Raw genomic sequence first — 20,341 nt, 5'->3', positions numbered from 1 at the left:
GCGCGGTCTTGGCAACCTGTGTACGCCGGGTCAGGCCAGGTACGGATGACGCAGCAGGATCGTCTCGTCTCGATCCGGGCCGGTCGAAATCATGTCGATCGGAATGCCGACCACTTCTTCCACACGCTTCAGGTAGTTGCGTGCGGCTTCCGGCAGCGCGTCCCACGACTTCACGCCGAAGGTCGACTCGTTCCAGCCTGGGAACTCTTCGTAGACCGGTTCGCAGCGCGCCACGGCATCCGAACCGCGCGGCAGGATGTCCACGGTCTTGCCATCGAGCTTGTAGCCTACGCACAGGCCGATGCTTTCGAGGCCATCGAGCACGTCAAGCTTGGTCAGGCACAGGCCCGACACGCCATTGATCTGCACCGAGCGCTTGAGCGCTGCGGCATCGAGCCAGCCGGTGCGGCGCGGACGGCCAGTCACCGAGCCGAATTCCTTGCCGACGTTGGCCAGCCGCACGCCGACGGGATCCTGGCGAGCGGGATTGTCGTTGTCGTACAGTTCGCTCGGGAACGGACCCGCACCGACACGCGTGCAGTACGCCTTGGTGATGCCCAGGATGTAGTTCAGGCGACCCGGACCCACGCCGGCCCCTGCGGCAGCCGCACCGGCCACGCAGTTGCTGGAGGTCACATACGGGTACGTGCCGTGGTCCACGTCGAGCAGCGTGCCTTGCGCACCCTCGAACATCAGGTTGCCACCGGCGGCATTGACCGCGTAGAGCTCGGCCGACACGTCCGCGACCATCGGCGCCAGGCGCGGCGCGAAGGCCAGCGCGGCGTCGAGCGTCTTCTGGTAGTCCACGGCTTCGGCACCGAGGTACTGCGTCAGCATGAAGTTGTGGAAGTCCAGGTTCTCGCGCAGGCGCTCGGCGAATTGCTTCGGATCGAACAGGTCCTGCACGCGCAGCGCGCGGCGAGCGACCTTGTCTTCATAGGCGGGACCGATGCCACGGCCGGTCGTGCCGATCTTGGCGGCGCCGCGGCGCGCTTCGCGTGCCTTGTCGATGGCCACGTGGTACGGCAGGATCAGCGTCGCCGCTTCCGAGATGCGCAGACGCTTCTGCACTTCCAGGCCAGCGGATTCGAGTTCTTCGATTTCGTGGAACAGGGCTTCGGGCGACAGCACCACACCGTTGCCGATGTAGCAGACCGTGCCTTCGCGCATGATCCCCGACGGGATCAGTCGCAGGATGGTCTTCTTGCCGCCGATGATCAGGGTGTGGCCAGCGTTGTGGCCGCCCTGGAACCGCACCACGCCCTTTGCATGGTCGGTAAGCCAATCGACGATTTTTCCTTTGCCTTCGTCACCCCACTGGGTGCCGATCACGACGACGTTGCGTCCCTGGCCTACTGCGGATGCGGACATATTGCTTTGGTCAATAGGTTAAAAACGTATTCTACTCTCGTTGCCGGTCGATTCCCGCTTTTTGGGCAAATGACCGGTATCAAGGCTCAGCGCGGCACAACAACCCAGCCAGCATCCTGGCGCACGAGTTGACGGTCGCAATTGAACTCGTCGAGTTCATTGGTATGCCCGGGCAGCGACTGGATCACGATCTCCCCTGCGGCCCGCAGCGCGACGATGGCGGCACGAAGCGCCGGATCCGCATCCCAAGGTGCGAAAACTGCCTGGGCGCGCACTTCAATGGGTGACAGTGCAGCCACCTCGCGCAGGTCCAGCGAAAAGCCGGTGGCCGGACGAGCGCGGCCAAAGGCCTCGCCAACCTTGTCATAGCGGCCGCCCCGCGCCACATAGTTCGGCAGCCCCGCCACATACGCCGTAAACATCACGCCACTGTGATAGTGGTAGCCGCGCAGGTCGGACAAGTCGATGTTGACGCTGGCGCCGCGCACCTGCGTCGCCAATGCCGCCAGTTCATCCAGCGCGCGCCCGATCGCCGGGCTGGCGGGCAGCGTGGCGCGCGCACGGTCGAGGACTTCGACGCCACCGTACAGCGTCGGCAGCGCCAGCAGAGCGTCGCGCTCGGTCTGAGGCATGCCTTGCGTGATTTCGCGCAGGGCCGAACTGTCCTTGGTCTCCAGCGCCGCGAACAGGGCATCTTCGATCTTTCGGATCGAGGGCAGGCCCTCGAGCAGCGCTTCGAGGATGCCGGCATGGCACAGGTCGATGCGGATATCCGATAGCCCCGCCGCCTGCAGCGCGGCCAGCATCAACTCCTGGATCTCGACATCGGCCTCCAGGCCCGCGTGACCATAGATTTCGGTACCGACCTGAATCGGCTCGCGGGTGGCATGGAACCCGGCCGGACGCGCGTGCAGGACGTTGCCCGCATAGCACAGGCGCGTCACGCCAGGCCGGTTCAGCAGGTGCGCGTCGATGCGGGCGACCTGCGGCGTGATATCGGCGCGCAGGCCCATCGTGCGGCCGGACAACTGGTCCACCAGCTTGAGCGTGCGCAGGTCCAGGTCATGCCCGGTTCCGGTCAGCAGCGACTCCAGGTACTCCAGCATCGGCGGCATGACCAGTTCATAGCCGTAGGTGCGGAACAGGTCCAGCATGCGGCGGCGCAATTCCTCGATCTTGCGGGCCTCCGACGGCAGGACGTCGGCAATGTTTTCTGGCAGCAGCCAATGGTTGGACATGATGAATCTCTTCTCTGTATGACACGTTTGCGAGCAGGCCCCAGCCTGCACACCCGGCGAATCGGATACGGCCGGTGCGCGTCCGCGCCGTCACTTCAGACACGGACCTCCAGCCGGACAAAACCCCGGCAAGCCGGGGTTTTGTCAACTCGCCACAATTTCAGCGGTCTCGCTAGCGCCGCCCTCCGGACGCACCGCTAGCCGCCGGCGCCGCGGCGCCGCCGCTCGAGCGCATATAACGGAAGAAGTCCGAATTCGGCTCCAGCACCATGATGTCGCGCTTGTCGCGGAAGGTATTGCGGTAGGCTTCCATGCTGCGCCAGAACTGGGCGAACTGGGGATCCTTGCCAAAGGCATCGGCATAGATCTGCGACGACTTGGCATCGCCCTCGCCCTTGATCACCTGCGCATCGCGATAGGCTTCCGCCAGTACCACCTCGCGCTGGCGGTCGGCATCGGCGCGAATCTTCTCGCCCTCGGCCGCGCCGGTCGAACGCAGCTCATTGGCCACGCGCTTGCGCTCGGCTTCCATGCGGCGGTACACCGACTCGCTGATGGCTGGCAGCAGATCCACGCGCTTCAGGCGCACGTCGAGGATTTCGACGCCGACCGACTGCGCGTACTCGGCCATGCCGGCGCGAATGTTCTGCATGACCTTCTCGCGCTCGCCGGCGACCACGTCGGCCACGGTGCGCTTGCCGAACTCCTCGCGCGCCACGGCGTCGATACGCTGGGTCATGCGGTCCTGGGCACCGCGCACATTGCCGCCAAAGGCCACGTAGAACTTGCGCGGCTCGGTGATGCGCCATTTGACGAACCAGTCCACCACCATGCTCTTCTTCTCGGCCGTCAGGAAACGCTCGCTGGCCGCAACGTCGATGGTCTGCAGGCGGCGGTCCATGAACACCACGTTCTGCAGCGGCGGCGGCAACTTGAAGTGCAGGCCGGGCTCGCGCACGACCTGCTTGATCTCGCCAAAGGCGAACACCACGGCGTACTGGCGCTGGTCCACGACGAACATCATCGAAGACGCCACGGCCAGCAGGATGAAAGCGCCAATCGCGAAGGAAATCAGTCGGTTCATGACGGTCTCCTCAACGCGAATCGCGGTCACGATTGCGCAGCGATTCGCGCGACCGGATATCGGCAGCCGAATCCTGCGCCGGTGCCTGCGTGCCGGCACTGCTGGCCGGCTGGGATGGCGACGCCGTGCCGCGGCCATCGGCCTGGGCTTGCGCCATCAGCTTGTCGAGCGGGAGATACAGGAGGTTGCTGCCCTGGCGCGCATCCACGAGCACCTTGGTCGAATTGGCGTAGATCTGCTGCATGGTCTCGATATAGATGCGGTCGCGCGTCACCTGCGGTGCCTTGGCGTATTCGCCCTGCACCGAGCGGAACCGCGAAGCATCACCCTCGGCCTGTGCCACCACGCGGGCGCGGTAGGCCTCGGATTCTTCCTTCAGCCGCGCGGCCGTACCCTTGGCGCGCGGAATCACGTCGTTCGCATAGGCCTGGCCTTCGCTGATCGCGCGCTCGCGGTCCTGGCTGGCCTTGTTCACGTCATCGAACGCGGCCTGCACCTGCTCGGGCGGCTGCACGCTCTGCACGTTGACCGAGATGACACGGATACCGGTCTTGTACGCGGTCAGGATCGACTGGATCGATTTGGCCAGCCCCTGCGCGATCTGCTCGCGGTTCTCGTACAGCACCGCATCCATCTTGTTGCGGCCGACGATCTCGCGCACCGAGGTTTCGGCGGCCTGCGTCACGAGTTCCTCGTCGCCGCCGCGATCGGTCTTGTTGAAGAACAGGAACTCGCTGGCGTCCTGGATGGAATACTGGACCGTGAAGCGGACGTCGATGATGTTCTCGTCCTGCGTCAGCATCGACGAGTCTTTCAGGTTGCTGTCCTTGATGGACGTGGAGCGACCCACCTCCACCGAACGCACGGCCGACAGGTTGACGACTTCGGCCGATTGAATCGGCCAGGGCAGGCGCCAGTTGATACCGGGACCCGTCGAATACTTGAACTTGCCGAACTGCAGGATCACCGCGGTCTGGCCTTCCTGCACCATGAAGAAACCGCTGGCCAGCCAGATACCCACCACGGCGGCCACCACCACGCCAACACCGACGCCCGAACCCTTGCCCGGCACGCGCGGACCGCCGAGGCCCTGGTTGCCGCCACCGCCGTTCTCCTTGCGTCCGAGCAGCCCGTTCAGGCGCCGGTTAAAGTCGCGCCAGAGCTCGTCGAGATCGGGCGGACCGTCCTGCGGCCGCTGGTGCTGACGATTCGCATCACGGTCGTTCCCGCGGCTGTCCTTGTCATCCTCATCCTGGCCGTCGCGTCCCCAGCGAGGATCGTTCAGCGAGAAGATTGCGCGCAGGCGCTGCCATCCCGCATGCAGCGGAAAGCGGCCGCCCGGGGGCAGGCTCGATTCAGGATTCCGGGAGAACTGGGGCATGAAGTGCACGGGTCCGGGGAAGTTTGTAACTGGGGGATTCTAGCAGTCATCTGCGCCACTTTTGGCCAAATCGCGCAAACCGGCCCGAATCTCGCCGAAATGGCTCAGGACTGGACGCGATCACCGGGATCGCGCCCCTCTTCCCTGTCAAATTCGTCATCTTCCGCGCGCGGACCCTGCTCCGATAGCCGCGGATCGAACGGGGCAGGTTCGGGCGGCCGGTTTGCCAGCCACTGAGCGACTTCGACGATGGACTGCCGCAACGCGTCCAGGCCCACACCCTCGCGGGCGCTCAGAAACACGCGCGTCGGCACGCCGTTTTCGTCGCGCTCGATACGCGCTCCCTGCTCCTGCAATTCCGGCGCCGCATCGATCTTGTTCATCACGACGATCTGCGGAATTCCAGAGGCGTCGATTTCCGCCAGCACCCGGTTCACCTGCTCGATCTGCTCGTGACGCACCGTACTCGAGGCATCCACGACATGCAGCAGCAGATCGGCGTGCACGGTTTCGTCGAGTGTCGCGCGGAACGCCTCGACCAGCTGGGTGGGCAGGTCGCGGATAAAGCCGACCGTATCGGACAGCACCACGTTGCCGAGCCCGTCCAGGAACATCCGGCGCGAGGTAGTATCGAGCGTCGCGAAGAGCTGGTTGGCCGCATAGGCGCCGGCCTTGGTCAAGGCATTGAACAGCGTTGACTTGCCCGCGTTGGTATAGCCGACCAGCGAGATGCTCAAGGTCTCGTTGCGCGCGCGGGCACGCCGCTGCGTGCTGTGCTGCCGTTGCAGCCGGGCAAGGTCGGTCTTCAGGCGCTTGGCCCGGGTATCGAGCATGCGGCGGTCCAGTTCGAGCTGGCGCTCGCCTGGTCCGCCCCGCACGCCGATACCGCCCTTCTGCCGCTCCAGGTGGCTCCACGCACGAACCAGGCGCGACGCCTGGTACTGGACCTGCGCCAGCTCCACCTGCACCTTGCCCACATGGCTCTGCGCGCGCTGGGCAAAGATATCCAGGATCAGGCCGGTACGGTCGATCACATGGCGCTGGAGAAAACGCTCCAGGTTACGTTGCTGCGCCGGGCTCAGGGCATGGTTGAACACCACGATGTCGGCATCCAGCGCATCGGCGGCCTCCCTCAACTCCTCGGCCTTGCCAGAGCCGATGAACAGCGCAGGGTCCGGCCGCGAGCGCTTGCCGGTCAGCGTATGCACCGGCATGGAGCCTGCGGTGGTGGTCAACAGGGCAAGTTCGCTCAGGCTTTCCTGAAAGTCGTGCTTGCCGAAATCCACGCCAACGAGAATGGCACGTGACGGTTCGGTGTTGGAGGTAGCTCTGGGATCCAAGCGGGCGGCGCTACGCGCGAAGAAAGACGGTTTTGGGAAGATGGCCGGAACTGGCCGGATTCTGAGATGGGAGCGGGCCGGTACAGGCACGCGCTCCCTTGCGCGATTGAGGCACCGGCATGGCAGGCAGCCAGTCCGGTTCACCGCGAGCCGGCCGCATGCGCGAACCGGAGGCCGGCACCGCCGCAACGCCGGGTGGCGTGTGCGCGAAGCCGGCTGTCGAGGGCCGCAACGACTTGCGGCCCCCGCGAAGATCAGCCCTCGGTCGAATCATCCACGCGGAAATTGACCGCGCGAGCCGGGACGACGGTGGAAATTGCATGCTTGTAGACCATCTGCGTCACGGTGTTACGCAGCAGCACGACATACTGGTCGAACGATTCGATGTTGCCTTGCAGCTTGATGCCATTGACGAGATAGATGGAAACCGGCACGTGCTCTTTGCGCAGCGCGTTCAGGAACGGGTCTTGTAGCAGTTGCCCTTTGTTGCTCATGGCACACTCCAAATTTATAGGTTTAGTGGTGATTAATGGGGACGAAAGTCCCCGGTTCAAGTCATGCGGCGCAAGCTCGCGCCAGAAAAAAGATCAAAACAGTACCAAAGCGGCATCCGCGCGCAGAGAACCCCCTGCTTACGCAAATTTAGCCGCAGTTCCAAACGAACGCAAACGAAAACTTGCCTCGCCATGCACTCGCCCGGAACTCAGTCTTTCGAGTCCGCATACGGGTTTTTGTTCGTGCGAAATTCAATGCGAAGAGGGGTGCCCTTCAACTTGAATGCCGCGCGGTAGCGGTTTTCCAGGTAGCGCCGGTAGGTCTCGGAAACGCTCGACAAGGCGTTGCCGTGGATCACGATGATCGGCGGGTTGGAACCGCCCTGGTGCGCGTAGCGCAGCTTGGGCCGCGATACGCCGGCGCGCTTGGGCTGCTGGAACTCCACAGCTTCCTGCAGCACGCGCGTGAGCTGCGGCGTGGGCAATTTGACCATGGCCGCGGCGAACGCGTCGTCGACCGAACGCATCAGCGCGCCAATGCCTGTGCGTTCCCGCGCAGACACGAAGTGGAAATTGGCGAAGCTCAGGAATTGCAGCTTGCGCTCGAGGTCATGCTTGATGCGATCGCGGGTATGCCCATCGAGACCATCCCACTTGTTGACGCCGACCACGAGAGCCCGGCCCGACTCGACGATAAAGCCGGCGATATGGGCATCCTGGTCGGAAATATCCTGCTGCGCGTCGAGCAGCAGGATCACGACGTTGGCGTCGGCAATCGACTGCAGCGTCTTGACCACCGAGAACTTCTCGATCGCTTCGAACACCTTGCCCCGCCGCCGCAGGCCCGCCGTGTCGATCAGCGTGTAGGGCTTGCCGCCACGCTCGAACTCCACGTAGATGGCGTCGCGCGTGGTACCGGGCATGTCGAACGCGATCACGCGCTCCTCGCCGATCAGCGTATTCACGAGCGTCGACTTCCCGACGTTCGGCCGCCCGACGATGGCGATCTTCACGCCCTTGCCGCTGTCGTCCTCTTCCTCGGCCAGCTCCGGACGCTCTTGAATCGCCAATTGCAGCGCCTCGTCCACGAGTTCGCGAACGCCATCGCCGTGCGCCGCCGAAATCGCGTACGGATCGCCCATGCCGAGCTCATAGAAGTCAGCAGCGACCGAGGTGTACTTCATGCCCTCGGCCTTGTTGACCGCCAGCATCACGCGCCGGCCGGTCTTGCGCAGGTAATCCGCGATGGCGCGGTCCTGCGGCGCCAGGCCGAGCCTGCCGTCGACAATGAAGATGACCACGTCCGCCTCGACCACGGCCTGCTTGGTCTGCTTGGCCATCTCGGCGACGATGCCTTCCTTGACCACCGGCTCGAAACCGCCGGTATCGATCGCAATAAAGGGACGTTCGCCAATACGCCCTTCGCCGTAGTGGCGGTCGCGCGTCAGGCCCGGCAGATCGGCGACAAGCGCGTCGCGCGACCGGGTCATGCGATTGAATAGCGTCGACTTCCCGACGTTCGGGCGGCCGACAAGTGCAATAACTGGTTTCATGCAATAAACGGAAACGGGGGCCGGCACCTGCCGTCCCCCTGGAACTCCGGAGTCAGTTGATCCGACGGCGCTTCATGCAAAAAATGCATGGCCAGCCCCGCTTCTCCTGTCGGGTGGAACGTGGCCCCAGGGCACGCTCCGTATTTCGCCGCACGACCAGGGATCATGCTACCGGAATTGGCGCAGCCCGTACCGACAGGTGTACGGCCTGCGCTGCCATCAATGGCTCAGTCCGGCACGTAGCCGTAGACGTCGCCGTCGCGGGTCTGGACGACCAGCGTCTGTCCTGCCACCACCGGCGCGGCGCTGATGGCGCTGCCATCGGTCTTCATGCGCGCCACTTCGGTGCCATCGTCTCGCGAGAGGAAGTGCACATAGCCTTCGAAGTCGCCCATCACCACCGAGCGGCCCAATACCAGCGGCGCGCCCAGGCGGCGATAGCGCAGTTCGTTGTTCTTCCAGCGCTCGTTGCCATTCTGGCGGTCGAATGCAAACACCACGGACTGTTCGTCGCTGGCATAGATGGCATTGTCATCCTGCGCCAGGCCGGTCGGCGACGAGAAATCCTTGCCCCACTGCGGCTGGCCGCTGGCCAGTTCCAGACAGGCGATACGGCCCTGGAAGGTCGTGGCGCAAACCTGGCGGCCACTGACCATGGGCTGGCCGGTGACATCGTTCAAGCGCTCGATCTCCGAAACACCCTTCGGATACGACACCGCGCTCTCCCAGCGAAGCACGCCATTGCCCGGCGTCAGGACGCCCAGCTTGCCGCCGGGGAAGCCCATGACTATGCCGTCACCGGCGAACACCATGCCCATGGCGGCGCGCAGGTTCAACGGCGTCTGCGAACGCTGGTAGATCCAGCGCCGTTCACCAGTCTGGGCATCCAGCGCGAGCACCCGGGTATCGGTCGTGCGCACGACCACCAGGCCGTTGCCGACCAGCGGCGCCGACAGGACTTCGCCGTTGACCTGCTTTTTCCAGATCTGCTTGCCGCTGGCATCGAAGGCGTAGACCGCGCCCTTCTCGCCCGCAACCGCCGTCACCGAGCCGTCACTCCCCGGGCCAGTGGTGATGTCGACATCGGTCTTGGCCTTCCACAGCGTACGGCCGGTGGCCCCGTCCAGCGCCATGATGTTGCCATTGTTGGCCGACACGTACACGTTGTTGCCGGCCGCGGCCGCTTGCAGCGCATACGGGCCGCTCTTGCCGACATCCGCCTTCCAGGCCTGACGCACGGACAGCGTCGCCGACACCGGCTTCAGTTCGGCCGGCGGATGCTTGTTCTCCTTGCTGAACAGCGAGCAACCGCCCAGCGCCACAAGGCAGGCGCCGGCGACGAGCGCACGGGCAATCTTGCGGCGCGAGTCGCCTTGTTGTTCGGCAGCGGACAGCATTGACGTCATAAGGTTAGGATCCTGCATTGGTTTGTGGCGGATGTCCTTCACGTATAGCGGCACAAGGTCAGGCCGCGCCAAGCGCGTCGAGCTTGAACTGGATGATCTGGCGCATCGACTGATCGTCGGCGCCCAGCTTGTCCAGCGCCTTGCGGTAGGCCGCGCGCGCGTCGTCGCGCTTGTCCTGTGCGGCCAGCAGATCGCCCTTGCGATCCGCATACAGCGCGACGAACGGTGCCGGCGGCTCGTCCTTGAGCAGCGCCAGGCCCTTGTCGTAGGCCTTCTCGTCGAGCAGCACGCCGGCAAGGCGCACGCGGGCGATCAGCGCGTACTCGCCGTCGCCATGATCAATGGCCCACTGCAGCTGCGTCTTGGCGGCCGCGAGGTCGCCCGCATCGTACAGCACCTTGGCGGCCACCAACGCGCTCATCGGACCATACGCGGTCTTGCCGAACTTGTCTTCAAGGTCGCCGGCGGCGCGCTTGACGCGCTCGGCATCGCGGCCTTCGGCGGCCTTGACCACCTGGTCGTACAACACGGCCGCCTCGGAGGCCTGCTTGCGCTCCCAGTACTTCCAGCCGCTCCAGGCGGCGAACGCCAGCAGGGCCGCAATTAAGAGCCACGTCAGGGCATTGCCGTACTGACGCCACCAGGCCTTCAGGTTTTCAAGCTGTTCCTGCTCTTCCAGATCGTATGCCATGTCGAGGCAGTCTCTTGCGTTTGGGTTGGGGTCAAAGGCCGCCCGGGCGGCCTCCGTTTCCTGCCGGGCAGATCTCGCGTGCCGCGGCTCGCTAGGTTATTCGCTGGCGCCGACCATTGCGTCGATCAGGTAATCGACCAGGCCTTCAGCCGGCACCTGCGCCTGCTGGCCACCGCCTTCGGCCTGCGCAGCCTGGCGAAGTTCCTTCACCTGCACCACGCCGGCAGCGACTTCATCGTCGCCGATGATCACGGCATACGCCGCGCCGCTCGCGTCGGCACGCTTCATCTGCGACTTGAAGCTGCCGCTCTTGCCGTCGGTCGTGGCATGCACGACCACATCCAGCCCGGCATCGCGCAGGCGCTCTGCGGCGACCATGGCTTGCTGGGACGCGGCCTCGCCCTGGTGCACGAGGTAGACATCGCAGCCCACCGCATCCGGCACTACGCCTTCTTCACGGATCAACTCGATGATGCGCTCGATGCCCATGGCCCAGCCGCAGGCCGGCGCCGGCTTGCCGCCCATCTGCGCGATCAGCGGATCGTAGCGGCCACCGCCGGCAATGGTGCCCTGCGCGCCGAGCTTGTCGGTGATCCACTCGAACACCGTAAGGTTGTAGTAGTCCAGCCCGCGCACCAGGCGCGGATTGATCTTGTACGGAATGTTGTTGGCCTTGAGCAGGCGCTGCACGCCTTCGAAGTGGGCCAGCGATTCCTCGCCGAGGAAGTCGATCAGCTTCGGCGCATTGGCCGCCATCTCCTGCAGCGCGGGATTCTTGGTATCCAGCACGCGCAGCGGATTGGTGTACAGGCGCCGCTTGCCATCTTCGTCCAGGATGTCCTTGAACCGCTCCAGATACTTGATCAGCTCTTCGCGGTGCGCGGCACGCTCGTTGGCCTGCCCCAGCGAATTGATCTCCAGGCGCACGCCGACCAGGCCCAGGTCGTCCCACAGGCGCTGGCACATCAGGATGATTTCGGCATCCACGTCCGGCCCGGCGAAACCCAGCGCCTCGGCGCCGAGCTGGTGGAACTGGCGATAGCGGCCGCGCTGCGGACGCTCGTGGCGGAACATCGGACCGGTGTACCACAGGCGCTTGGGGCCGTCGTACAGCAGGTTGTGCTCGATGGTGGCGCGCACGGCGGCAGCGGTGCCTTCCGGACGCAGCGTCAGTTGCTCACCGTTCAGCGAATCGGTGAAGGAATACATTTCCTTCTCGACAATGTCCGTCACCTCGCCAATGCCACGCACGAACAGCTGGGTATGCTCGACGATCGGCGTGCGGACCTGCTGGTAGCCGTAGGCGCGCAGCATTGCGCGGGCGGCGTTCTCGAAATGCTCCCACAGCGGGGCATCGGCCGGCAGCATGTCGTTCATGCCCTTCACGCCCTGCAATGCCTTGGCGGGGCGTGCCTTGTCTTCTGTCTTGGCGCCGCTTTGCGCGGACGGATTCTCGTTTTGCGTCATTCTGTAGTTATCGTGCTGGGGTGAGCCGGTCCATACCGGCTCAGGCCACCGCTTGCTTCTCTGCCCGCGCTGCGCCCGGGCCGTAATGCGTGCGAACGTACTCGTCGACGATCGCCTGGAATTCTTCCGAGATACGCTCGCCGCGCAGCGTCTTGACCTTGACGCCATCCACGAACACCGGCGCCGCCGGCGATTCGCCCGAGCCCGGCAGCGAGATGCCGATGTTGGCGTGCTTGCTCTCGCCCGGACCGTTGACGATGCAGCCCATCACGGCCACGTCCATCTCTTCGACACCCGGATAGGCCGTCTTCCAGTGGGGCATTTGCTCGCGCAGGTAGGCCTGGATGCTTGCCGCAAGTTCCTGGAACACGGTGCTGGTCGTACGGCCGCAGCCCGGGCACGCAATGACCATCGGCGTGAAGTTGCGCATGCCCATGGTCTGCAGGATTTCCTGCCCGACATAGACTTCCTTCTCGCGCGGGGCGCCCGGTTCCGGCGTCAGCGAGATACGGATGGTATCGCCGATGCCTTCCTGCAGCAGCACCGACAGCGCCGCCGTCGAGGCCACGATGCCCTTGCTGCCCATGCCCGCCTCGGTCAGCCCGAGATGCAGCGCGTAGTCGCAGCGGCGCGCCAGCTCGCGGTACACCGCGATCAGCTCCTGCACCTGCGACACCTTGCACGACAGGATGATCTGGTTGCCCGGCATGCCGATTTCCTCGGCCTTCTTCGCCGAGTCGATCGCCGAGGTGATCAGCGCCTCGACCATCACGCTTTGCGCGGGCCAGGGCTGGGCGCGACCGGCGTTCTCGTCCATGATGCGCGCCAGCAGGTCCTGGTCCAGGCTGCCCCAGTTGACGCCGATGCGCACCGGCTTGTTAAAGCGGCAGGCCATCTCGATCATCTGGCCGAACTGCGTGTCGCGCTTGGCACCCTGCCCCACATTACCGGGATTGATGCGGTACTTCGACAGCGCCTCGGCACAAGCCGGATAGTCCTGCAGCAGCTTGTGGCCGTTGTAGTGGAAGTCACCCACCAGCGGCACGTCGACGCCCATGCGGTCGAGCTGCTCGCGAATGTGCGGCACGGCCGCGGCCGCCTCGGGCGTATTGACGGTGATGCGCACGATCTCGGACCCCGCGCGCGCCAGCTCCTTGACCTGGATGGCCGTGCCGATGGCATCGACGGTGTCCGTATTCGTCATCGACTGCACGCGCACCGGCGCCCCGCCACCGATCGTGACGATGTTATCGCGCCACGCGATACGCGCCTGGCGCGTTTCGCGGCGCGGCAGCGGGCCGGGCAGTACCGGAAGACAAAGCTGTTCGTTCATAGCGTTACCACCTCGCAATGATGCGGTGCCGGGCTGGCGTCAGGGCAGCGTCAGCCGCGCGACGTTGTTGCGGTTGGCCGCCTTCAGGTCGACCGGCGTGCCGTTGCGGCTCATCGACTCCACGCCCTTCACGTTGCCGATGACCACCTTGTACGGTGCCGCGCCCCCGCCCGAGACCTCCTGGCCAGCCTTGGCGGTGCCGCCCAGCACGACCTTGCCGTTGCGGTCGCGGATCTCGTACCACGTGTCGGACGCGAACTTGATCTGCAGTTCACCCTGTGCCGAGCCAGCCGTCGCGGGCGCCGCCGTGGCGACCGGCGCGGCCGGCTCCACGGTCGCGGCTGGGGCCACCGCCGCAACCGCTACGGGCACGGCAGCGTTGCTGGCGGCTGCGGCCGGCGCGCTGGCAGGCAACGCCTCGGACGGAGCCGGAGAGTCGGCGCCAGCCATGACCGGCGGCAGAGCGGCCGTCACGGTGCCGGACTCGGACGTCTGAGCCGGCTGCTCCTGCGCTTCGACGTGCGCGGCTGGCGCTGCGCTGTTGCGCGCTTCCAGCCATTGCTTCATATGATCGAGCCCGAACCAGCCGCCCGCCGCCACGCCTGCGACGACCAACGCCAGCCAGACCCAGCGTCCGCCAGCGCCGGCACCACTGCGCGTACCGAAGCGCCTCCGATCGTCGAACGTCTGGTTGATACCGCCTTCGCGCTGGCGCGCCATCTCCGTCACCTGCACCGGGCGCGGCTGGAAGCGCGCGAGCAAGGCATCCACGTCGACGTGCAGGATACGCGCATAGGCACGCATCACGCCCTTGGCAAAGGTGACGTCCGGCAACGCGGCCAGGTCACCGGCCTCGACCGCTGCCAGCTTTGGCGCGGCGACTTTCAGCCGGGCGCTCACGTCCTCGACGGACAGCCGTTGCGATTCCCGTGCCTGCGCCAGCAGCGCGCCGATTTCGCGCGCTACGGCTTCACGTTCCGAATCTGTCGCGCCACCGCCGACGTGTCCCGTCGAAGCGGCCTGGCCTGCGGCGCGCTCTTGCTCACTCATCCCATGCTCCTTGTTCGTAGGCGCTCAGTTCGCGCGAGTCGGGAAAACGTTCGCGCAGCTGTGCCACCAGGGCACCCTGCGCTGCCGTGTCGCCCTGACGACGCGCAATGCGCGCACCCAGCCAGAGGGATTGCGCGCTTGCGAATTTACCGTTGTTGACACGCTCGACGTACTGCTGAGCCTGCTTCAGATCGCCGCGCCGGTAGTAGACCAGTGCAAGGTTGGTGCTGGCGACCGGGTTGTTCCGGTCATAGCCAAGCGCCGCCTTGAGGTTCTTTTCGGCGTCAGCGCCCGCGCCATTGCGAATCTGACAAGCGCCGAGGCTGATCAGCGGCTTGGCCGGCCCGCCCGCCGAGGGAGCGGACACCGCACGCTCCAGCACCGGGACTGCCTCGCTATAACGCCCTTCCTGGCACAGGAACCAGCCATAGTTATTGAGCAGGTCGCCATCGTTGCCGCGCATCGAAACCGCCGTGCGGAAGCTGTCGTCGGCCAGCGCCTTCTCGTTCATGGCCATGTAGGTCAGCGCCCGCACATGGTAGGCATCGGCCATGGTCGGATCGGCGGCAATCGCCTGCTTCACCTCATCGAGTGCAACGCTGTTCTGGCCGGCTTCAAGGTAATTCGTGGCCAGCTGCAGCCGGATGCTGGCGCGGCGCCGTGCATCGGTCTGGTCGGAAGTGGTCTGGAGATCCTGCGTGGGCGCTGACGGCAACTGGCAGGCGGACAACATCAGCAGCCCCAGCAGGACTGCAGCGATCAGACGGATCATGCAGGGCGAGCCTCCCCAGCTTGGCCAGTCGCGGCGACCGGCACCAAAGGCGTGATCTTGCCGAACTTGCCGCGCTCGGCAAGCCGGGTGCGATCCTTGACTTCCCCGGCCAGCTGGCCGCACGCTGCGTCGATATCGTCGCCACGCGTCTTTCGGATCGTGGTCACGATGCCGGCATCCATCAACACCTGCGCAAAGCGCCGGATCTGTTCGTTGTTGGAGCGCTTCAGGCCCGATTCGGGGAAGGGATTGAACGGGATCAGGTTGAACTTGCAGGGCACGTCGGCCACCAGCTTCAACAATTCCCGCGCATGCTCGACGCCGTCATTGACACCATCCAGCATGCAGTATTCGAAGGTAACGAAGTCGCGCGGCGCGAACTCGAGGTAGCGGCGGCATGCCGCCATCAGCTCGGCCAGCGGATACTTCTTGTTCAGCGGCACGAGCATGTCGCGCAGGGCGTCATTGGACGCGTGCAGCGACACCGCCAGGGCCACCGGCAGGTCTTTCGACAGCCGGTCCATCATCGGCACCACGCCGGAGGTGGACAGCGTCACGCGGCGGCGCGACAGACCATACGCGTTGTCATCCAGCATCAGCCGCATGGCGGGGACGACCTGGTCGTAGTTCAGCAGCGGCTCGCCCATGCCCATCATCACCACGTTGGAGATGACGCGGTCATCCTTGGGGCCACGGCCCAGTTGCTCGCGCATGGCGAATTCCGCCATCCAGAGCTGGCCGATGATCTCGCCCGTGGTCAGGTTGCGCGAGAAACCCTGCTTGCCGGTCGAGCAGAACCGGCAGTTGACGGCGCATCCGGCCTGCGAGGAGACGCACAGCGTGCCGCGCGTTTCCTCGGGGATGTACACCGTCTCCACCGCGTTGCCGTTGCCGACATCGAGCAGCCATTTGCGCGTGCCGTCACCCGACAAATGGTCGGTGATGACGGCCGGCGAGCGGATCTCGGCGCGCGTCGCGAGCTTTTCGCGCAGCGACTTGGCGAGATCCGACATGGCGTCGAAACGGCTGGCACCGAACTGGTGGATCCAGCGTTGCAGCTGCCGCGCACGAAACGGCTTCTCGCCGAGCTCTCCGCAATAGGCGGTGAGCGCGTCCGCATCCAGGTCGAGCAGGTTGACGAGATCGTTCATGACGGCAAACTCAACTTCCGTTTTAGTCCAGGCTTGTGGAAGACCAGACAATCAACGGCTGTAAACGTTCATGCCAGGGAAGAAGAAGGCAACTTCCACAGCGGCGGTTTCAGCAGCGTCCGAACCGTGCACGGCGTTGGCATCGATGCTGTCGGCGAAGTCGGCGCGGATGGTGCCCTTGTCGGCCTTCTTCGGGTCGGTGGCGCCCATCAGCTCACGGTTCTTGGCGATGGCGTTCTCGCCTTCCAGAGCCTGGATCATGACCGGGCCCGAAACCATGAAGTCGACCAGGTCCTTGAAGAACGGGCGCTCCTTGTGGACAGCGTAGAACTGCTCGGCTTCGCCGCGCGACAGGTGCACCATCTTGGCAGCGATGACCTTCAGGCCAGCAGCTTCGAAACGGGCGTAGATCTGGCCGATAACGTTCTTGGCCACGGCATCCGGCTTGATAATCGACAGGGTGCGCTCAATCGCCATGAAAAACTCCGAAAAATGAAGGGGTTACAAATGGATTAAACGAGAATTCTAGCATGAGACGATGACGGTTTCGAGCGCGCCCGCCCTATGCTGGCCCAAGGGAAGCCGGATGCGGCACTGCAACATGCGATGCGGCACATTCTTCATATCCCGGGCCTGCCCCATGCACGGAACGCAATACATGCAAAACCGTCAAACGTGAGCAACAAACTCGACCACAACCGCATACAAGTGACCGATGTAACACTTTAATCCCCTTGCAATTCCGCAGAGGCGATGCCACATTGGCGATGCGTCGGCACCGGGTTGCCCCGGCGCCTCACCGTTAAGAAACAGGAGTCACCAGGAGTCACCATGGATAACAAGCTGAACACATATGGATTCGGCAATGCGTCGACGGTCAGTGACGTCGTCGTGCGCAACCGGGTCTTGCGCAACACTTACTGGCTGCTGGCCATCTCGATGATCCCGACCGTGCTCGGCGCGTGGATCGGCGTGGCGAGCGGCTTCAGCTTCATGGCGGGTAGCCCCGGCCTGTCGCTGATCCTCTTCCTGGGCATCGCGTTCGCGTTCTTCTACGGCATCGAGAAAACCAAGAACAGCAGCATGGGCGTAGTCCTGTTGCTGGCCTTCACGTTCTTCATGGGACTGATGCTGTCGCGCCTGATTGGCGCGGTGCTGCAGTTCTCGAACGGGCCGGCACTGATCATGTATGCCTTTGGCGGCACCGCGGCCGTATTCGGCGCCATGGCCACGATTGCCACGGTCAGCAAGCGTGATTTCTCGGGGCTGAGCAAGTTCCTGTTCGTCGGCGTGATCCTGCTGATCCTGGCCAGCGTGGCCAACATCTGGCTGCAACTGCCGTCGCTGATGATCACTGTATCGGTCATCGCCATCGGCATTTTTTCGGCCTACATCCTGTTCGATGTGCAGCGCGTGGTGAATGGCGGCGAAACCAACTACATCACCGCGACCCTGGCGATCTACCTCGACGTCTACAACGTGTTCACGAACCTGCTGGCCCTGCTGGGCATTTTCGGCGGCAGCCGGGACTGACACAGCTTCAGCGAAGATGAAAAACGCCGGCCACATGGCCGGCGTTTTTCATTGGGCGGCTATCGCTGCCCTGCCGGCTCAACCGCGCTCGAAAACGGCGATCGACTCGACGTGCGAGGTATGTGGGAACATGTTCACTACGCCCGCGCCCACCAGTCGGTAGCCAGCCTCGTGCACCAGCAGGCCAGCATCGCGGGCCAGCGTCGACGGGCTGCATGAAACGTAGACGATCCGGCTCGGGAGCACGTCGCTGCCCTGCTGCGCCAGTTCGCCCAGCGCCTTGCACACCGCCAGCGCGCCCTCGCGCGGCGGATCGACCAGCCAGCGGTCAAAGCGGCCCAGCGCGGCGATGTCCTCGGCGGTGACTTCAAACAGATTGCGGCAAGCGAATTCCGTCTTGTGCGCCAGCCCGTTGTGACCGGCATTGGCCAGCGCGCGGGTCGTCAGCGCTTCGCTGCCTTCGATGCCCATGACCGAGCGGCCTTGCGTAGCCAGCGGCAGCGTGAAGTTGCCGATGCCGCAGAACAGGTCGAGCAGGCGGTCTTGCGGCTTGGCATCGAGCAGGCGCAAAGCACGCCCGATCAGCACGCGGTTGATCTGGTGGTTGACCTGCGTGAAGTCCGTCGGCTTGAACGGCATGCGGATGCCGAACTCCGGCAGCGTATAGGCCAGCTCCCGGTCAAGCGGATAGAACGGCGCCACGGTGTCCGGCCCCTTGGGCTGCAGCCAGAACTGGACGTTGTGCTGGTCGGCGAAAGCGCGCAGCAGGTCCTTGTCTGCTTCGGTCAGCGGCTCAAGAATACGCAGCACCAGCGCCGTGACTTCGTGGCCGACCGCCAGTTCGATTTGCGGCATGCGGTCGAGGATCGAGAGACTCCCCACCAGTTCGCGCAACGGCACCAGCATCGCGGAGACATGTGGCGGAAGAATCTCGCAGCTCTTCATGTCCGCGACATAGCTGCTCTTGCGTTCGTGGAAGCCGACCAGTACCCCGCCCTTCTTGGCGACGTGCCGTACGGTCAGGCGCGCCCGATAGCGGTAGCCCCAGTCCGGACCGGCAATGGGCCGGAACATCACTTCCGGCCGGACTTTCGAGAGATGCCAGAGATTGTCTTCAAGCACGCGCTGCTTGATGGCGAGCTGCGCGCGCGAGTCCAGATGCTGCATCGAGCACCCGCCGCAAATGCCGAAATACTGGCAGCCCGGCTTGACCCGCATGACGGACTCTTGCCGGATTTCAAGCAGGTGAGCCTGCTCGTAGCTCGGCTTCCGGCGATAGCTCTTGTAGCTGACGGTCTCGCCGGGCAGTGCGCCCTCGACGAAGATCACCTTGCCGGGTGTACCGTCCTCATTGACCAGGCGGCCGACGCCGCGGGCCTCCATATCGAGGCTGTCAATGGAGACCACGGGATCGGCACCGGGCGCGGTGGCAGCGGGCGCCGCAGCGGCGTTGGCAGATACAGCACGCGGCGTTGCCGGCATTTCTTGCGGAGAGGACACGACTTGGGACACCAGACGAAACCTGACGTATTGTTTTGCGAAAGCGCGATTGTAGTCCAGACACGCAGTGCGAAGCCGGTCGAACGGTGGCGCACCGCGAAAGGAGCCATGCCATGGAACTGATTTCGTGGAATATCCAGTGGGGCCGGGGCGCCGACGGACAGGTCGACCTGTCGCGCAGCGTGGCCACCATGCGCGCGATGGCAGACGCCGACGTCATCTGCCTGCAGGAAGTCACCCGCGGCTTTGGCGACCTGCGAGGGGGCCCGGGTGCCGATCAGGTGACGGAGCTGACTGCGCTGCTGCCGGGCTATCGCGTGATGTTCGCCCCGGCCGTCGACCGCTTCGGCAGCAACGGCGGTCCGCGCCAGTTCGGCAATGTGATCGCCACGCGGCTACCGGTGCGAGAGCTATTCCGCCACGCCCTGCCCTGGCCGCCCGATCCCGACGTGGCATCGATGCCGCGCGTGGCACTGGAGGCCACTGTTCAATCGGGAAGCAAGCTCCTGCGCGTCATCTGCACACACCTGGAATACTATTCGGCAACCCAGCGTGCGGCCCAGGCCGACGCCCTGCGCAACTGGCACAGCGAGGCCTGCGGCCACGCGCGCAAGCCCGGTCGCAGCGAATCGACCCCGGGACCGTTCACGCCGGAACCCCGGCCATCGGAAGCCGTCCTGTGCGGCGACTTCAACAGCAAACCCTCCGACATTGCCTATCGGCGCATGCTGGAGCCTTTCGGCGACGGCACGGCACCATGGCGCGACGCATGGCTGCTCAGGCATCCGGGCCAGCCGCACGCGCCCACCTGCGCCATGCACGACAAGGAGCAATGGCCCGAGCCGCCCTTCGCCTGCGATTTCGTCTTCGTGACGGAGAATCTTGCCGGCCAGGTCAGCCGGTGCGAGGTCAATGCCGCGACCAAGGACTCGGACCACCAGCCCATCGTGCTGTCACTGGACATCTGAGCTGAAGCA

Annotated in this window: 18 protein-coding genes; 2 read left to right on the top strand and 16 right to left on the bottom strand. The window is 64.8% G+C overall.

Annotated features, from left to right (window positions below; translation table 11 throughout):
* Window positions 1-30: 30 nt before the first annotated feature.
* The 15 genes from AC3FKH_RS20070 to ndk all read right to left on the bottom strand — a co-directional run bounded on the left by AC3FKH_RS20070 (window position 31) and on the right by ndk (window position 16,808).
* Entirely contained in the window at window positions 31-1,371 is a 1,341-nt protein-coding gene (locus AC3FKH_RS20070) for an adenylosuccinate synthase (protein ID WP_488677558.1), read from the bottom strand.
* 86 nt (window positions 1,372-1,457) lie between these two features.
* On the bottom strand, window positions 1,458-2,609 hold the full coding sequence (locus AC3FKH_RS20065) for an ATP phosphoribosyltransferase regulatory subunit (RefSeq protein ID WP_488677556.1): 1,152 nt from the start codon (window positions 2,607-2,609) through the stop codon (window positions 1,458-1,460).
* A gap of 172 nt (window positions 2,610-2,781) precedes the next feature.
* A complete protein-coding gene (gene hflC, locus AC3FKH_RS20060; RefSeq protein ID WP_483708464.1) occupies window positions 2,782-3,693 on the bottom strand; it encodes a protease modulator HflC in 912 nt (303 codons plus the stop codon).
* A gap of 10 nt (window positions 3,694-3,703) precedes the next feature.
* Window positions 3,704-5,074: an FtsH protease activity modulator HflK gene (hflK, locus tag AC3FKH_RS20055; RefSeq protein ID WP_488677555.1), complete on the bottom strand. Its 1,371-nt coding sequence runs from the start codon at window positions 5,072-5,074 to the stop codon at window positions 3,704-3,706.
* 104 nt (window positions 5,075-5,178) lie between these two features.
* Window positions 5,179-6,414 carry a GTPase HflX gene (hflX, locus tag AC3FKH_RS20050; RefSeq protein WP_488677554.1) on the bottom strand — a complete coding sequence of 412 codons (1,236 nt, stop codon included), beginning with the start codon at window positions 6,412-6,414 and terminating at the stop codon, window positions 5,179-5,181.
* 254 nt (window positions 6,415-6,668) lie between these two features.
* A complete protein-coding gene (gene hfq / locus AC3FKH_RS20045; RefSeq protein WP_238263859.1) occupies window positions 6,669-6,908 on the bottom strand; it encodes an RNA chaperone Hfq in 240 nt (79 codons plus the stop codon).
* Window positions 6,909-7,117: 209 nt separating this feature from the next.
* Window positions 7,118-8,461 carry a ribosome biogenesis GTPase Der gene (der, locus tag AC3FKH_RS20040; protein ID WP_483729731.1) on the bottom strand — a complete coding sequence of 448 codons (1,344 nt, stop codon included), beginning with the start codon at window positions 8,459-8,461 and terminating at the stop codon, window positions 7,118-7,120.
* Window positions 8,462-8,688: 227 nt separating this feature from the next.
* A complete protein-coding gene (gene bamB, locus AC3FKH_RS20035) occupies window positions 8,689-9,858 on the bottom strand; it encodes an outer membrane protein assembly factor BamB (protein WP_488677735.1) in 1,170 nt (389 codons plus the stop codon).
* Between the two features lie 67 nt (window positions 9,859-9,925).
* Window positions 9,926-10,558, bottom strand: coding sequence for a tetratricopeptide repeat protein (locus AC3FKH_RS20030; RefSeq protein ID WP_488677553.1), 633 nt, complete (start codon window positions 10,556-10,558; stop codon window positions 9,926-9,928).
* A gap of 96 nt (window positions 10,559-10,654) precedes the next feature.
* Window positions 10,655-12,025 carry a histidine--tRNA ligase gene (hisS, locus tag AC3FKH_RS20025; protein ID WP_488677551.1) on the bottom strand — a complete coding sequence of 457 codons (1,371 nt, stop codon included), beginning with the start codon at window positions 12,023-12,025 and terminating at the stop codon, window positions 10,655-10,657.
* A 40-nt stretch (window positions 12,026-12,065) separates the two neighbouring features.
* Window positions 12,066-13,358: a flavodoxin-dependent (E)-4-hydroxy-3-methylbut-2-enyl-diphosphate synthase gene (gene ispG / locus AC3FKH_RS20020; protein ID WP_488677549.1), complete on the bottom strand. Its 1,293-nt coding sequence runs from the start codon at window positions 13,356-13,358 to the stop codon at window positions 12,066-12,068.
* Between the two features lie 39 nt (window positions 13,359-13,397).
* Window positions 13,398-14,408 carry a RodZ domain-containing protein gene (locus tag AC3FKH_RS20015; protein WP_488677548.1) on the bottom strand — a complete coding sequence of 337 codons (1,011 nt, stop codon included), beginning with the start codon at window positions 14,406-14,408 and terminating at the stop codon, window positions 13,398-13,400.
* A complete protein-coding gene (gene pilW, locus AC3FKH_RS20010) occupies window positions 14,401-15,180 on the bottom strand; it encodes a type IV pilus biogenesis/stability protein PilW (protein ID WP_488677547.1) in 780 nt (259 codons plus the stop codon). The genes AC3FKH_RS20015 and pilW overlap by 8 nt, the downstream gene beginning before the upstream one ends.
* Window positions 15,177-16,331: a dual-specificity RNA methyltransferase RlmN gene (gene rlmN / locus AC3FKH_RS20005; RefSeq protein ID WP_483708475.1), complete on the bottom strand. Its 1,155-nt coding sequence runs from the start codon at window positions 16,329-16,331 to the stop codon at window positions 15,177-15,179. Before rlmN ends, pilW begins: the two co-directional genes overlap by 4 nt.
* A 51-nt stretch (window positions 16,332-16,382) precedes the next feature.
* A complete protein-coding gene (gene ndk, locus AC3FKH_RS20000) occupies window positions 16,383-16,808 on the bottom strand; it encodes a nucleoside-diphosphate kinase (RefSeq protein WP_483708476.1) in 426 nt (141 codons plus the stop codon).
* A 354-nt stretch (window positions 16,809-17,162) separates the two neighbouring features.
* On the opposite strand from ndk, the gene AC3FKH_RS19995 reads away from it, so the two are divergent.
* Entirely contained in the window at window positions 17,163-17,864 is a 702-nt protein-coding gene (locus tag AC3FKH_RS19995; RefSeq protein ID WP_483708477.1) for a Bax inhibitor-1/YccA family protein, read from the top strand.
* 78 nt (window positions 17,865-17,942) lie between these two features.
* Here AC3FKH_RS19995 and rlmD read toward each other — a convergent pair whose 3' ends face one another.
* The gene (gene rlmD, locus AC3FKH_RS19990) at window positions 17,943-19,346 is read right to left on the bottom strand and encodes a 23S rRNA (uracil(1939)-C(5))-methyltransferase RlmD (RefSeq protein ID WP_488677734.1); all 1,404 of its coding nucleotides are present in this window, start codon (window positions 19,344-19,346) and stop codon (window positions 17,943-17,945) included.
* 131 nt (window positions 19,347-19,477) lie between these two features.
* On the opposite strand from rlmD, the gene AC3FKH_RS19985 reads away from it, so the two are divergent.
* On the top strand, window positions 19,478-20,332 hold the full coding sequence (locus tag AC3FKH_RS19985) for an endonuclease/exonuclease/phosphatase family protein (RefSeq protein WP_488677546.1): 855 nt from the start codon (window positions 19,478-19,480) through the stop codon (window positions 20,330-20,332).
* Window positions 20,333-20,341 lie beyond the last annotated feature (9 nt).

Source organism: Cupriavidus sp. 21MJTG02-4, assembly GCF_057798975.1.
The sequence above is the reverse complement of the archived record's forward strand: the minus strand, read 5'-3'. Positions and strand labels throughout refer to the sequence as shown.